Origin of the sequence: Pedobacter sp., assembly GCF_040513095.1 — a bacterium.
Lineage (GTDB): Bacteria > Bacteroidota > Bacteroidia > Sphingobacteriales > Sphingobacteriaceae > Pedobacter.
This window is the reverse complement of sequence record NZ_JBEVDX010000004.1, coordinates 1-13,301: the sequence shown is the minus strand read 5'-3', so window position 1 is coordinate 13,301 and position 13,301 is coordinate 1. Positions and strand designations below refer to the sequence as shown.

Here is a 13,301-nt window from a genome sequence, read left to right as displayed (position 1 = left end):
ACCATCGACCAAAAGATTATGAGTCTTCTACTCTAACCAGCTGAGCTATTGGCCCGCGAAAAATCTATTAGATTTTGCGAGTGCAATGTTACATATTTGTATTCAATTTTAAAAACAGTTTATGGAAAAAATTAAAAATATAATCTTCGACTACGGCAACGTCATTTTTGCGATTGACTTCAGAATTGCACAAAAGACTCTTACACAAATCGGTATCCCCAATATAGAGAATTTTTTCGGTCATAAAGGACACAATAATTTATTTGATGAATTAGAGACAGGTAGCATTACCCCTGCCCAGTTCCGCGACGGAATACGTCTTGAAGCGCAAAATCCTGCGTTAAAAGATGAAGAAATAGATGCTGCATGGAACAGCCTGTTAATCGGTATAGTCCCGGAAACACTGGACGCACTGGTAGAAGCAAAGAAACATTACAGAACCTTCCTCCTTAGCAATACCAATCAGATCCACTTCGATTACTTTACAGACTACCTCAAAAGAGAATTCCAGCTGGAAGGCAATGATCAGTTTTTTGAAAAAACCTACTATTCACATGAAATGCTGCTCAGAAAACCACATGTGGAGATCTTTGAGCAGGTACTGAAAGAAAACAACCTGAACCCTGCAGAAACACTCTTTATTGACGACAGTCCGCAGCATCTTGTGGGAGCAAAAGAAGCTGGTATGCAAACGCTGCTGATGACAGAACATCCAAAAGACCTCGGTGCGTTTTTGAAAAGTAAGGGCATTTTGGTATGATCAATAACAACCATAAAATCCAGCCAAAGAAATACAACTCTTTGAAAGAATTTTATCCATTTTATTTAACTGAACATCAGAATACGATGAACAGGGCGCTGCATTTCACAGGTATATCATTACTGTGCCTATGCTTTATCGCCTCAATGTTATTCCATAATGTCTATTTTTTTATAGCTATCCCGTTTGTTGCTTTTGGCTTTTCCTGGATCGGACACCTGTTTTTTGAACGAAATAAACCTTCTACATTGAAGTATCCTTTTTTTAGTATTGCCTGCGACTTCCTTTTATTTGGTGATATTATTATGGGCAGACAAACTTTTAAAGCTAAATAGCTGATAATAAATTTAGAACCCCGCTCAAAAGGCGGGGCTCCAAATTTACCAAGGCTACACTATTTCTATTATTTTTTTACCGTTACCATTCCAAGATATTCACTTTGTGATACTCTTTTTCCGTTAGCCGAGACAAAGAAGATCCAGCAGTGAATATTGTCACCTACCAGCTGAGGGAAACCTGTATACCTCCACTTCAATGCATTTCTGGGAACTTTACCTCGCGAATACATTGATTGATAAATATTACGCTTCCTGGTTTCATCATAAAACACTATGACAGCATCGTCATTTGCGCGCGTGGTTTTCCCGGGACATGGATTTTGCTCCCAGGTCACGTCAATCGCCATCTCTTCAGCTGCGACGCACTGACCGTTCCAGCACGCATCTATTTCATCGACAGGACGGCTCATTTTTACTTTGCTGAATGCAATCCTAAAATCAGGATATTCACCCTCTACTGCATCGAGCATCAGATGTTTAAGCATGGCATTAGGCTTTGTACCACCATCTTTTTTACGCAACTGATATCCAATCCCTGGCACGTCATAGCCAATACGCAGTTGAAAATCCTCAGCCAGTTTAAATATTGCACGCTGTTTAGCCTGATCCTCTGTATGGGTTCCTTTTTTCGGAGGTTTCGGTACCTCTTTTATCACCGGTGTATTTCTCACATTTGTGATCACAACAGGACCAAGACCTCCGCTGATGTCTGCTAAAATTGAATGTTTTTTTATTACTCCCATGATTACCAGATTAATTGTCCTAAATAAACACTGTCAGAAATACGATCACGTTCATCAGTAATAAAACCAATATAAATTTCAGCAGTATAACCTTTTTTAATACCCGCCAGAAGAAGAAGATATTCACCTTTATGCCGCTCTGCACAACATGTTTTATACCGTGCAATTCCAAGCTCAGGAAAATAAGCCATTACCATTGCCTGATCAGTATAATGGTCGTCATCCGTTATATTATCAGGATTCCATTCGAATGCAACGCCCTTTTCCGTTAGTCGCGCTTCTGCAAGCGTAGGAGGAGACATTGTACCCTGTGTGATCCGAAGCTTAGAGTAATCAAGGTACTGATTTGGATATTCTCCTTTTATCGCATTCGCCCTGACATCTTTCAACATCATATTGTAAGGAGTTTGCCCTTTCGGTTTGCTTTTTGCATGGGCACCCACCTTTACAAAACCCTTTAACTTACTTAATGTTCCACAGATTGAAGTCACCTGCCTGACTCTTAACTGGTCTACAGTAGGTGGCAGATTAGTTGGCGTCGGCGCCTCACTTACAGTGGTTTCCCTGTCGGGATGTTGAGAATACACCTGATTCCCAACCTTTCCTGACCAGCCCGTAGCTGGTCCTCTTTTTACAATACCCATAACTAATTGGATTATATTAATAATTAAACATTTCTATATTAAATTTTTGAAATGATAACTACGCTTAAAATCAAATAGTACAGAAATTAGTAAAAAAAGATACTAGGATACAGATGATTCAAAGCGACAATTATCATTTATTCTTCCCGAATAAACTATTGTTTGTCTCATAGAATACAAAAGTAAAAACAATTTTTTAGTGTTAAAAATTATTTAGGCAAATACACATATATATGTGTCTTTGCCTAAATACCAGCTATTTCTGTCATTGACCGCTCACTCTTCGGTCATTGAAGTATATTCGCTCGTACAGTAGTCTGAGTGTGTTTGGTGACAGTTTTGATCATGCTCTTTCTGGGCTTACCACAAACATAGTTAAAACATACCCCGCGCTTACCTCAGCCTTACCTAATAGGTATAGCTAAAGTAAGAATGAGGTATGTTTTACGTCAGTTTGTGCTAAGGTCAAAAAGAGCACACACAAAAGACTTAGCGAACTCACCTTAAACACTGTCCGAACAATATACGACCAGTGTACGAACAGCAAAAAATCAAATAATAAATTAAGAATTTCTCCTGCCCTTTTCCCTCGCAATCAGATCCAGCTCACGGCTGGTTTGCCCGGCAATAGAAGTATTCTCCTGAGCACGTCTGAAGAGATAAGGCATTACCGCTTTAACCGGCCCGTAAGGCACATATTTTGCTACGTTATACCCAGCATCAGACAAGTTGAAACTCAGGTTATCACTCATACCCAGCAGCTGGGAGAAGTACACGTGAGGATGGCTGTGGTGAATCGCATGTGTATCCATCAATTCCGCCAGTACCTGGCAACTTTTCTCATTATGCGTACCACATACAATGCCTGCCTGACTGATATTTTCAATACAGTAAGTAATTGCAGCATTGTAATCTTTATCAGTAGAAGCCTTATCCGGCTGGATCGGTGAAGGATAACCTTTTTCAGCCGCCCTTTTCCGCTCCTTTTCCATATAAGCCCCGCGTACAATCTTAGCACCGAGCACAAAACCCGCCTCTTTGGCTATCAGGTGATCTGCTTTGATATGCGCCAGTTTATCATGACGGTACAGTTGATAAGTATTGTAAACAATCAGTTTCTCTTTGTTAAACAGCATCATCATATCAATGGCCAGGCCATCGATAGTTTTCTGTATCCAGCTTTCTTCGGCATCGATCATTACAGGCACATCCATTTCAAAGGCAGTTCTGCAAATACGTTCGCAACGCTGTTTTACCCTTGCAAATTCAGCTGTTTCATCCGCAGTAAGCTCCAGAGTGGCATCAAGTTTCTCCAGTAATGCAAAACGCGCTATACCGGTGATCTTAAATACAGTGATCGGAATACGCGGATCACCTGCGGCACGGTTAACGGTACGGATAATCTCGGCACAGGTAAAATCAAATACATGCTCCTCTTCTTCGCCCTCAACAGAGTAATCGAGGATAGTACCTACTTTGCCAACTGCCAGTTGCGCAATGGTATTCTCGCACTCTGCGATAGTTTCTCCGCCGCAAAACTGTCTGAAGATGGTGGATTTGATCAGTCCCTGGATAGGCAGTCCGATATTTAAGAATAAATTGGTCACCGGCGGACCTACCTGAGTTAAGAAATTGCTGCTCATGACTTTGAAAAGCCAGTAAGCACTGTTTAATTCTGCTTTTGATTTACTTCGGAAGGCGATCTCAGTATTGTCAAAATTTAATTTTTTCCCTGGGGATACTTGCATTTTGGATTGATAAGTTAGTCAAACGGTTGCAAAAATATAAAATCCGCCATGATCAAAGGTAAAACGCTTTGTTTTTAATTGTAAATTTGCAACACAATGATAGAATTTAAATTAGAAGGCGAATTTATCCCTATGATCCAGCTGCTTAAGGCAACCGGACTGGTACAAAGTGGCGGCGAAGCCCAAACTGTTGTGGAAGACGGATTAGTAAAATATAATGGCAGCGTCGATTACCGTAAGCGTTTAAAAGTACGCCAGGGCGATCTGATAGATTTTATGGGCAACCAAATTAAAATAGTTTAATGAATACAATTGAGAGCTCCGGACACAATATATATTTTGATACCAATTTAGCCCCCCTGGCAGAAATCATAGAAAAAGGCACCTACAGCAATGTCTTCGTTTTCGCAGACCGCAATACTGCTGAAGCCTGTTTGCCTGTTTTCAGGGAAATGCTGGATGATTTCAGCGGGTTCGACCTTATAGAAACTGATCCGGGAGAAGAAAACAAAAATATTGATTTCTGTATCGGCATCTGGAAAACTTTACTTGATTTTGAAGCCGACCGCAAATGCCTGATGATTAACCTGGGTGGTGGCGTAATCACTGATATGGGCGGATTTGTAGCTTCAACCTATAAACGCGGTATAGATTTCATCAATATCCCTACAACACTGCTGTCACAGGTAGACGCCTCTGTGGGTGGCAAAACAGGGATTGATATTGATAATGTGAAAAATATGGTGGGCACTTTCAGCTTGCCTCAGGCAGTGTTTATAGAAGCTGAATTCCTGAAAACTGTTCCTAAAAGGGAAATGTTATCAGGTTTTGCAGAGATGATCAAACACGGCCTGATTGCAGATGATAAATATTACCAGGAACTGAAAGCTGTAGACTATCAAAAGATAACCACAGCAGCGATCCACCGCTCCGTGGAAATCAAAAACGCAGTGGTAACAGAAGATCCGCTGGAAAAAGGAAAACGCAAGATCTTGAATTTCGGCCACACCATCGGCCATGCCGTTGAAAGTTATTCACTGAGCAAAGACAAAAAACCGCTTACCCACGGGGAGGCAATTGCTATAGGAATGATCTGCGAAGCGTGGTTATCACATAAAAACAGTGAGCTTTCTGCAGAGGAACTGGCAGAAGTAAGAACTTACATATCCAGTGTTTACCCCGCGTATAAAATTAAAGAGAAATCATTTGATAAGCTGCTGGCCCTGATGCAGAGCGATAAAAAGAATGAACATGGAAATATCCTTTTCTCCCTGCTGGAAAGCATAGGTAAATGTACCTGGAACTGCAGGGTTACCGAAAGTGATATCCGCGAAAGTATGGAATATTACAATTTAACCTATGTTAAGTGAGACTGAAGATTTAGCAGCATCCTTTTTAGTCATATTTCTTGTCCTGTCATGCCTGCTGGAAATGTATTTCAGCTATGTGCATGACAGGCACCTTTACGAAAAACGTGATACATGGAACAACGTGTATCTCATGGGGCTGGCCTTCTTCATTAACCTTGGCACCAAAGCATTTACATTGGTAGTCCTGGATTTCTGTTACCAGTTCAGGCTGTTTGAAATCAGCAACATCTGGTTGTACTGGGTTGTCCTGGTGCTTGCACAGGATCTGCTGTACTGGTGCCTGCACACATCGGGGCACTATGTAAGGCTATTCTGGGCCATGCACGTAACGCACCATTCTTCTCCGCTTTTCAACCTTACCACAGGGTTCCGTTCAACCGTTTTTGAACCTTTGTACAGGGTGTTTTTTTATCTTCCGCTCGCCTTCATGGGTTTCACGGCAGTGGATATCATCCTTGCTTACCTGGTAACGCAGCTTTACGGCAATATGGTCCATACACAGACCGTAAAAAAACTGCATCCGGTTCTCGAGTATATTCTGGTTACCCCTTCCCATCACCGCGTTCATCACGCCAGTAATGTCCGTTACCTCGATAAAAACATGGGAATGATCCTGATTATCTGGGACAGGATGTTCGGTACATTCCAGGAAGAAATCCCTGAAGAAAAAATCGTCTACGGACTAACGCATCAGCCCGAAGATACCGGACCGGTTAACATCGTTTTCCATGAATTCAGGGCTTTGGCAGCCGACATGAAAAAGGCTCCGGGAATAAAAAACAAAATTCGTTATATGTTTTGTCCACCCGGATGGAGCCATGACGGAAGTACGCAGATTGCCAGTGTAATGCAGCAGGAACTTCTCAAAGCTGACCATTCAAAAGCTTTATCGGACAAAATGGTGTAATACACCAGTCAAGGGTTCTTTCGCTCTTTTTTCATTATTGACAGCCTTATACTATTTGGACTTGATCTAAATAGTTATATATTTGCTCCAGACATTGCCATTTATAATCAAATAATGATCTCAGGAGCCAGACAATCCCCAAAAAAGAAACCAAAAGATTCAAATTTTACCAAAGTCTATAAATGGCTGCATTTGTGGCTGGGACTGGCCTCAGGTATTATCGTATTTATTGTATGCGTAACCGGCTGTATCTGGGTTTTCAACGAAGAAATCAACGCAATGCTGGAGCCTGAATCCAGAGTTGAAAAGCAAAATAAACCTACACTGACACCTTCTCAGCTCAGCGCTGTTGCAGCACAGTCAGATCCTGATCTGGTCATTGCAAATGCAAGGTATATCCAGGGAAGGGCAGTAGAAGTTACCCTAAGAAATCCTCATGAGCTGGAAAAACGCGGTGGTGGTACGCTGCTGAAGGTGAATCCCTATACCGGAAAAATCATCAGCAGGGAAGTACGCAAAAAAGGGGAAGTGGATTTTTTCAGGTTTATCCTCAATGGGCACCGCAACCTGTGGCTGCCGCGGGAAATCGGCAGACCAGTTGTAGATTATGCTACTCTCGTATTTACAGTAATACTGATTACAGGGCTTATCTGGTGGTATCCAAAAAAATGGAACAAATCCACAACAGACAAAAGCTTTAAGATCAAATGGGGCGCTTCTTTTAAAAGGGTAAACCTTGATTTGCACAACGTACTTGGCTTTTATGCCATGTTGTTCCTGCTGGTAATTGCCTTAACAGGAATGGTTTTCGGGATCAAATGGTATAGCCAGGGACTTTACTGGGTAACTACCGGCGGCGAAAAACTGAAAACCTCAAAGGACTTAAAATCAGATACCCTGAACATCAGACACCTGTACAATCTGCAACAGGCCATGGATATCGCCTGGACAAAAGTGATAGCAAAACACCCCCGTTCTGAAGGCTTCTACTATTCATTTCCAGATACTGCTAAAGCGAAAGCTACAATAGGCATCACTGTATACCCTACTGCCGGACAATTTTACAACAACCAAAGTTATTCTTTTGATCAGCATTCACTGAAGGAACTCAAAGGCAAGGGCGTATATGATATATCATTCGCAAAATCAGGCTTTGGTGGTAAGCTGCGTAAAATGAATTATGATATCCATATTGGCAGCATTCTGGGTTTCCCGGGTAAGGTTCTGGCTTTCCTGGCAGCATTAATTGGTGCCAGTTTGCCGATAACGGGATTTCTGGTATGGTACGGCCGTAAATTCAAAAAGAAGAAACAGGTTGCAGTACCTGAGCAAAAAACAGCCGGCGCATCTCCAAAGCCAAAACTACGTATAATCAGCAAACAGGAAGAACCTGTATTCCAATTGAACACTGAAGGCAGAAAAATATAAAAAGCAGGACAGAACACACAAAAAATAATTTTTTTTATTTTACTATTGACAAATTAAATTTTGTTAGTACATTTGAAAAAATAAAAAAGCAATACAGGCGCTGATTTTCAGCACCAAAAAATAAAAAATGAGAAACATCACTACATATTGGTTTGGTTACTTCTACTATTTTAGTAAGAGCCGGGACTGATATGCAATCAAAAGAAACAAGATAAATTGTATATGAAAAGTCCCGGCCTAAAGCCGGGACTTTTTTTTTAACACAAATTTTCGAACTTCTTTAAGCACCAATTAACGCAGATTAACAACAAAATGAAAACAGCAGTAAGAGTAGCAATCCAGGGTATCAAAGCATCATTCCACGAAGAAGCTGCTTTCAAGTTCTTTGGCAACGACATTCAAACCATTGAATGTAACTCCTTTAAAAAGACTTGTGAGGTAATGGATGCTAACGAAGCTGATTACGTGGTCATGGCAATTGAAAATTCTATTGCAGGCAGCCTTTTACCCAACTACACATTGATCAGGGAACACAATTTCGCTGTTACCGGCGAAGTTTACCTGCCGATCCAGCTGCACCTGATGGGACTGCCAGGGGTGAAACTTGAGGATGCAGAATTTGTGACTTCACATCCTATCGCCCTGCGCCAGTGCATCGATTTCTTCGATGATTTCCCTCACCTTAAAATAGTGGAAAGCACAGACACGGCAGCATGTGCTAAAAAAATTAAGGACGAAGGATTGACAGATACACTCGCAGTAGCCAATACGCTGGCAGCCAAACTCTACGGCCTCAATATCCTCGAAAGAAGAATAGAATCCAACAGTAAAAACTATACCCGTTTCCTCATCCTGCAAAAAGAGAAAAACGAAGACCTGAAAGAAATCAGCAAAGCCTCAATCGTTTTCCAGGTTGGTAACCATGTAGGTGCCCTTTCACAGGTGCTAAACATCTTTGCAGAACAGAACGTAAACCTGAGTAAAATCCAGTCGATGCCGGTACTGGGCAGAAGAAACGAATACTATTTTTATGTAGACCTGGAATGGACAGACATGGATAAATATGATATCGCCGTCCGCAAAGCCCTCAAATACACCGTCAACTTTAACATCATGGGCGAGTATCTGAAAAACGACAAAGTATAATCACCCAAAATAAACATAATCGAAAACCCCCTATTAAATCACCCATATCATGAAATTAAATCTTAATATCCAGCCTTTAGAGAGCTGGTTGAACATTAAAAACGAACCGCTCATTATCTCCGGACCTTGCAGCGCTGAAACTGAAGAACAATTGGTATCTACAGCTAATCTGCTGGCTGCAACTGGTAAAGTGTCTGTATTAAGAGCAGGAATCTGGAAACCACGTACCCGTCCGGGAGAATTTGAAGGTATCGGAAGCATCGGACTGGAATGGTTAAAAAGAGCTAAGGCTGAAACTGGTTTACCTACAGCTGTTGAAGTAGCTACTGCAAAACATGTGGAAGAAGCTTTGGCTGCAGGTGTTGATATCCTGTGGATCGGTGCAAGATCTACGGCTAACCCATTCACCGTACAGGAAATTGCTGACGCTTTAAAAGGTCATGACATCCCGGTATTGATCAAAAACCCGGTAAACCCTGATATCTCTTTGTGGATTGGTGCTTTAGAGCGTATCAATAATGCGGGAATTACTAAAATCGGTGCTATTCACCGCGGTTTCTCTTCATACGAGAAGAGCTCTTTCCGTAACGAACCAATGTGGGAAATGGCTATCCAGCTGAAAACTTTATGCCCTACATTACCAATCATCAATGACCCTTCACATATCTGCGGAAACCGGGAACTCATCCCTTACATCGCCCAAAAAGCACTGGATCTGGATATGCAGGGATTAATGATCGAGTCACATATCGATCCTTCAGTAGCATGGACTGACGCCAAACAACAGGTTACTCCTTCAGCTCTGGAAGAACTGGTTTCCAAACTGAACGTACGTGACCCGGAATCTCCAAATGAAGCTTTCACTGATAAACTGGTAGAATTACGTCAGAAAATCGATAAAATCGATGATATACTGATCCAGAAATTAGGTGAGCGTATGGCTATCGTGGAGCAGATCGGTAACTACAAAAAAGATAACAAAGTAACTATCCTTCAGGTTAACCGCTGGGATGAGATCCTTAAAAAAGGAACTGCATTTGCAAGAGCGCTGAAACTTGACCTGGGCTTTACCGAGAAATTCTTAGAACTTGTTCATGGTGAATCCATCAGAAAACAAACTGAGATTATGAATGAAGGTAAAACTGAAGAAGAAATAGTTGAAGCTACATCAGGCGAAAAAGCATAACATCACAGGATAATCTGCAGGAGCTTTGATGTATACAGCTCCTGCATGTTTTACCTGTTCCCAGAAAAATGGTTAAAAGACAAAACGCAGTTGTTTCCTTTAGCGCAGCAAAGGATATCCATGCAACGATTAATTTAACGGGTTCCAAAAGCGAAAGTAACAGGGCGCTGATCATCGCAGCCCTCAGCAGGGGATACGTAACGGCAAAAAATTTGTCGGACGCCGCTGATACTGTTGTACTAAACAATATCCTGGTAGAACTGAGCACAGCTTCGCTGGAAGAAAGAAGAACGGTTGATGTTGGCCATGCCGGCACTGCCATGCGTTTCCTGACAGCCTTTCTTTCCACCATTCCAGAGAAGTTTAAGCTTACAGGATCCGGAAGAATGCAGGAACGCCCGATAGGTATCCTGGTAGATGCACTGAAAAGCCTGGGCGCTGATATCTCTTACGAAAAAAACGAAGGTTATCCTCCCCTGCTGATCAACGGCGGACTGAAAAACACACCATCTGAGGTTTCTATCCGGGGAAATGTGAGCAGTCAGTATTTATCAGCACTGCTGATCATTGCCCCGACATTGCCCAACGGATTATCTCTACATATCACGGGCGGATTAACATCAAGGCCATACCTGGAAATGACACTGAACATGCTGGCAACGGCCGGAATTCAGCATACATGGGAGGGCGATACCATCCATATCAAACGTCAGGTGCATCAAATGGCTACGCTGGTAGTTGAGCCCGACTGGAGTGCAGCTTCTTACTGGTACAGCATTGCAGCATTAGCTGATAAGGCTGATATCACACTGCCAAATCTGAGGGAGGAAAGCCTGCAGGGAGACAGTGAGATCCAAAAGATCATGATTGACCTTGGTGTAAGCACTTCACGTACCAACGATGGTATCCAGTTGGTCTCGGCTCCGGAACAACCGGTTAGCGGCATTATGAACCTAAAGGATTGCCCTGATCTGGCACAGACTATTATCGTTTGCGCCGCAGCAAAGGGATTGAACCTCGCATTTACAGGTTTGGAAACTTTGAAAATCAAGGAGACAAACCGTGTGCTTGCTTTGCAGACCGAACTTGCAAAAATTGGCGTTACCTTAAACGAAGATAACGAAGTGTATACACTTGATTGCGCAGGACTGCATTTCCCGGAGAAGATCACAATCGCTACCTATGATGATCACCGCATGGCGATGGCTTTTGCCCCACTGAGCCTGCTCATCAAAGAGGTTGAAATAGAAGATTACCAGGTAGTAGAAAAATCTTATCCTGATTTCTGGAAAGATCTGCAGAAAGCTGGTTTTACAGTTGAAGAACTTTAATATAAAATAAAATGGCAGGTAATACATTTGGGCATTTATTCAGGATCTCCACTTTTGGGGAATCACATGGTGAAGCCATTGGCGTTATAGTTGACGGATGCCCTGCGCAGCTTCCCATTGATCTTGATTTTATCCAGTCGGAACTTGATAAGCGCCGCCCGGGACAATCAAAAATAACTACGCAGCGTAAGGAAAGTGATACGGTACAGATCCTTTCGGGAACTTTTGAAGGAAAAAGCACAGGTACGCCTATTGCACTGCTGATCCCCAATGAAGACCACCGCTCCAAGGATTATGAGCACAATAAAACTGTTTACCGTCCTTCTCATGCGGATTACACGTATGATGCCAAATACGGTATCCGTGACCACCGTGGCGGAGGCAGGTCTTCCGCACGCGAAACTGCGGCGCGTGTTGCAGCTGGTGCTATTGCCAAACTGCTGCTGAAACATTATGGCATCAATATCTTTGCCCATGTTTCTGCTGTGGGGACTATCAATGCGCCTAACCTGCAGCCGCTAACTGCTGAAGAACTGCTGGCACAACGTGAAGAAAATATTGTACGCTGTGCAGATCCGGCTACGGCTAAAGAAATGATTGAATTTATTGATCAGATCCGCAAAGATGGTGATACTGTAGGGGGAAAAATCAGCTGCGTTATTCAGAACTGCCCTCCGGGATTGGGAGAGCCTGTTTTTGATAAGCTGCATGCTGAGCTTGGCAAAGCAATGCTGAGTATCAATGCGGTGCACGGATTTGAATATGGTTCGGGATTTTCGGGCAGTGAGATGCGCGGATCTGAGCACAATGATATCTTTTTAACTGATGGGGATAAGGGGCCTAAAACGCTTACTAATTTCTCCGGAGGGATACAAGGGGGGATTTCCAATGGTATGGAGATCGGGTTTACTGTAGCTTTTAAGCCTGTGGCTACGATTATGCATAACCAGCAAACGGTTAATGCGGCTGGTGAGGCTGCTGAGATCAAAGGCAAGGGACGTCATGATCCTTGTGTTGTTCCTCGTGCTGTTGTTATTGTAGAAGCCATGGCTGCGCTGGTGCTTGCTGATCAGTTGCTCAGACATAGGGCTAGTCAGTTATAATTGTTTTATGCAAACCATGGTTTGCTGAGATCAAACTGGCTTCGCTTAAATAAATGAACCCTTATATCGATGCTGTATGCTGCTTAAGAGCACCATAAGGCATCGATATAAGGGTTCGTTAGTTTTAAAGGATATCCTGTAGCAATGTGGCCATAGCAAGGTAGCGAAAGCGGGATGGCAATAGCAAGATGGCGAGAGCATGATGGCAATAGTGGGATGAATTAGCATCTGCACATCTAGACTTATCGAAATCTAAATATCAATATGCATAGATATCAATAGTAATAATATCCAGATACACAATTCCGACTTCCGGATACTTTTTAGCTTGATAATTGGACGACCTTTGCCGTCATATCTAAAATTGAATTATGGAAGTAACATTGATTACGGGTGCATCCGGCGGCATCGGACAAGCTACGGTTGCCCGGCTGGCCGATAGAAAGCACAACCTTTTACTGATCGCACGAAATGAGGATAAACTGGAGGAACAATGCAAATTTCTAAAGGAAAAATTCGATATTGATGCGCAATATATTGTGGCTGATTTATCTTTACCAGGAACGCCGGAACAGATATTTGAGGAGGTTAAAACAC

General features: G+C 42.5%; 14 protein-coding genes. 11 read left to right on the top strand and 3 right to left on the bottom strand.

All coding sequences use genetic code 11. The annotated features are described in order from the left end of the window. The first annotated feature begins 121 nt into the window (after nt 1-121). Both ABWY16_RS00420 and ABWY16_RS00415 read left to right on the top strand, forming a co-directional pair. A complete protein-coding gene (locus ABWY16_RS00420) occupies nt 122-760 on the top strand; it encodes an HAD family hydrolase (protein ID WP_353902675.1) in 639 nt (212 codons plus the stop codon). Beyond that, on the top strand, nt 757-1,095 hold the full coding sequence (locus tag ABWY16_RS00415) for an Mpo1-like protein (RefSeq protein ID WP_353902674.1): 339 nt from the start codon (nt 757-759) through the stop codon (nt 1,093-1,095). The genes ABWY16_RS00420 and ABWY16_RS00415 overlap by 4 nt, the downstream gene beginning before the upstream one ends. Nucleotides 1,096-1,163: 68 nt before the next feature. Here the strand turns inward: ABWY16_RS00415 and ABWY16_RS00410 are convergent, their stop codons facing one another. The 3 genes from ABWY16_RS00410 to ABWY16_RS00400 all read right to left on the bottom strand — a co-directional run bounded on the left by ABWY16_RS00410 (nt 1,164) and on the right by ABWY16_RS00400 (nt 4,233). Then, entirely contained in the window at nt 1,164-1,841 is a 678-nt protein-coding gene (locus ABWY16_RS00410; protein ID WP_353902673.1) for a DUF6266 family protein, read from the bottom strand. Nucleotides 1,842-1,843: 2 nt separating this feature from the next. Further along, on the bottom strand, nt 1,844-2,485 hold the full coding sequence (locus tag ABWY16_RS00405; RefSeq protein WP_353902672.1) for a DUF6266 family protein: 642 nt from the start codon (nt 2,483-2,485) through the stop codon (nt 1,844-1,846). Between the two features lie 563 nt (nt 2,486-3,048). After that, nucleotides 3,049-4,233 carry a proline dehydrogenase family protein gene (locus ABWY16_RS00400; protein WP_353902671.1) on the bottom strand — a complete coding sequence of 395 codons (1,185 nt, stop codon included), beginning with the start codon at nt 4,231-4,233 and terminating at the stop codon, nt 3,049-3,051. Nucleotides 4,234-4,329: 96 nt separating this feature from the next. On the opposite strand from ABWY16_RS00400, the gene ABWY16_RS00395 reads away from it, so the two are divergent. The 9 genes from ABWY16_RS00395 to ABWY16_RS00355 all read left to right on the top strand — a co-directional run. Next, nucleotides 4,330-4,536, top strand: a complete 207-nt coding sequence (locus ABWY16_RS00395; protein WP_142526630.1) for an RNA-binding S4 domain-containing protein — start codon at nt 4,330-4,332, stop codon at nt 4,534-4,536. Beyond that, the gene (gene aroB, locus ABWY16_RS00390; protein ID WP_353902670.1) at nt 4,536-5,603 is read left to right on the top strand and encodes a 3-dehydroquinate synthase; all 1,068 of its coding nucleotides are present in this window, start codon (nt 4,536-4,538) and stop codon (nt 5,601-5,603) included. Before ABWY16_RS00395 ends, aroB begins: the two co-directional genes overlap by 1 nt. Beyond that, a complete protein-coding gene (locus ABWY16_RS00385) occupies nt 5,593-6,510 on the top strand; it encodes a sterol desaturase family protein (RefSeq protein ID WP_353902669.1) in 918 nt (305 codons plus the stop codon). Before aroB ends, ABWY16_RS00385 begins: the two co-directional genes overlap by 11 nt. A gap of 114 nt (nt 6,511-6,624) precedes the next feature. Then, complete coding sequence (locus tag ABWY16_RS00380; protein WP_353902668.1) at nt 6,625-7,938, top strand: PepSY-associated TM helix domain-containing protein; 1,314 nt, start codon at nt 6,625-6,627, stop codon at nt 7,936-7,938. Between the two features lie 312 nt (nt 7,939-8,250). Continuing rightward, nucleotides 8,251-9,084 carry a prephenate dehydratase gene (locus ABWY16_RS00375; protein WP_353902667.1) on the top strand — a complete coding sequence of 278 codons (834 nt, stop codon included), beginning with the start codon at nt 8,251-8,253 and terminating at the stop codon, nt 9,082-9,084. 49 nt (nt 9,085-9,133) lie between these two features. After that, nucleotides 9,134-10,270: a chorismate mutase gene (locus ABWY16_RS00370; RefSeq protein ID WP_353902666.1), complete on the top strand. Its 1,137-nt coding sequence runs from the start codon at nt 9,134-9,136 to the stop codon at nt 10,268-10,270. A gap of 68 nt (nt 10,271-10,338) precedes the next feature. Then, nucleotides 10,339-11,601: a 3-phosphoshikimate 1-carboxyvinyltransferase gene (gene aroA, locus ABWY16_RS00365; RefSeq protein WP_353902665.1), complete on the top strand. Its 1,263-nt coding sequence runs from the start codon at nt 10,339-10,341 to the stop codon at nt 11,599-11,601. 11 nt (nt 11,602-11,612) lie between these two features. Then, on the top strand, nt 11,613-12,704 hold the full coding sequence (gene aroC, locus ABWY16_RS00360) for a chorismate synthase (protein ID WP_353902664.1): 1,092 nt from the start codon (nt 11,613-11,615) through the stop codon (nt 12,702-12,704). 371 nt (nt 12,705-13,075) lie between these two features. Next, nucleotides 13,076-13,301 (top strand): SDR family NAD(P)-dependent oxidoreductase (locus ABWY16_RS00355; RefSeq protein ID WP_353902663.1); only part of this gene is annotated, 226 nt, incomplete at its 3' end.

Excerpts from the sequence above, each read along its gene's own strand:
- ABWY16_RS00415 (WP_353902674.1), top strand. The coding sequence starts at position 757 with ATGATCAATAACAACCATAAAATCCAGCCAAAGAAATACAACTCTTTG.
- ABWY16_RS00380 (WP_353902668.1), top strand. The coding sequence starts at position 6,625 with ATGATCTCAGGAGCCAGACAATCCCCAAAAAAGAAACCAAAAGATTCA.
- ABWY16_RS00370 (WP_353902666.1), top strand. The coding sequence starts at position 9,134 with ATGAAATTAAATCTTAATATCCAGCCTTTAGAGAGCTGGTTGAACATT.
- ABWY16_RS00395 (WP_142526630.1), top strand. The coding sequence starts at position 4,330 with ATGATAGAATTTAAATTAGAAGGCGAATTTATCCCTATGATCCAGCTG.
- ABWY16_RS00400 (WP_353902671.1), bottom strand. The coding sequence starts at position 4,233 with ATGCAAGTATCCCCAGGGAAAAAATTAAATTTTGACAATACTGAGATC.
- ABWY16_RS00375 (WP_353902667.1), top strand. The coding sequence starts at position 8,251 with ATGAAAACAGCAGTAAGAGTAGCAATCCAGGGTATCAAAGCATCATTC.
- ABWY16_RS00385 (WP_353902669.1), top strand. The coding sequence starts at position 5,593 with ATGTTAAGTGAGACTGAAGATTTAGCAGCATCCTTTTTAGTCATATTT.
- ABWY16_RS00410 (WP_353902673.1), bottom strand. The coding sequence starts at position 1,841 with ATGGGAGTAATAAAAAAACATTCAATTTTAGCAGACATCAGCGGAGGT.
- aroC (WP_353902664.1), top strand. The coding sequence starts at position 11,613 with ATGGCAGGTAATACATTTGGGCATTTATTCAGGATCTCCACTTTTGGG.
- ABWY16_RS00405 (WP_353902672.1), bottom strand. The coding sequence starts at position 2,485 with ATGGGTATTGTAAAAAGAGGACCAGCTACGGGCTGGTCAGGAAAGGTT.
- ABWY16_RS00420 (WP_353902675.1), top strand. The coding sequence starts at position 122 with ATGGAAAAAATTAAAAATATAATCTTCGACTACGGCAACGTCATTTTT.
- aroB (WP_353902670.1), top strand. The coding sequence starts at position 4,536 with ATGAATACAATTGAGAGCTCCGGACACAATATATATTTTGATACCAAT.
- aroA (WP_353902665.1), top strand. The coding sequence starts at position 10,339 with ATGGTTAAAAGACAAAACGCAGTTGTTTCCTTTAGCGCAGCAAAGGAT.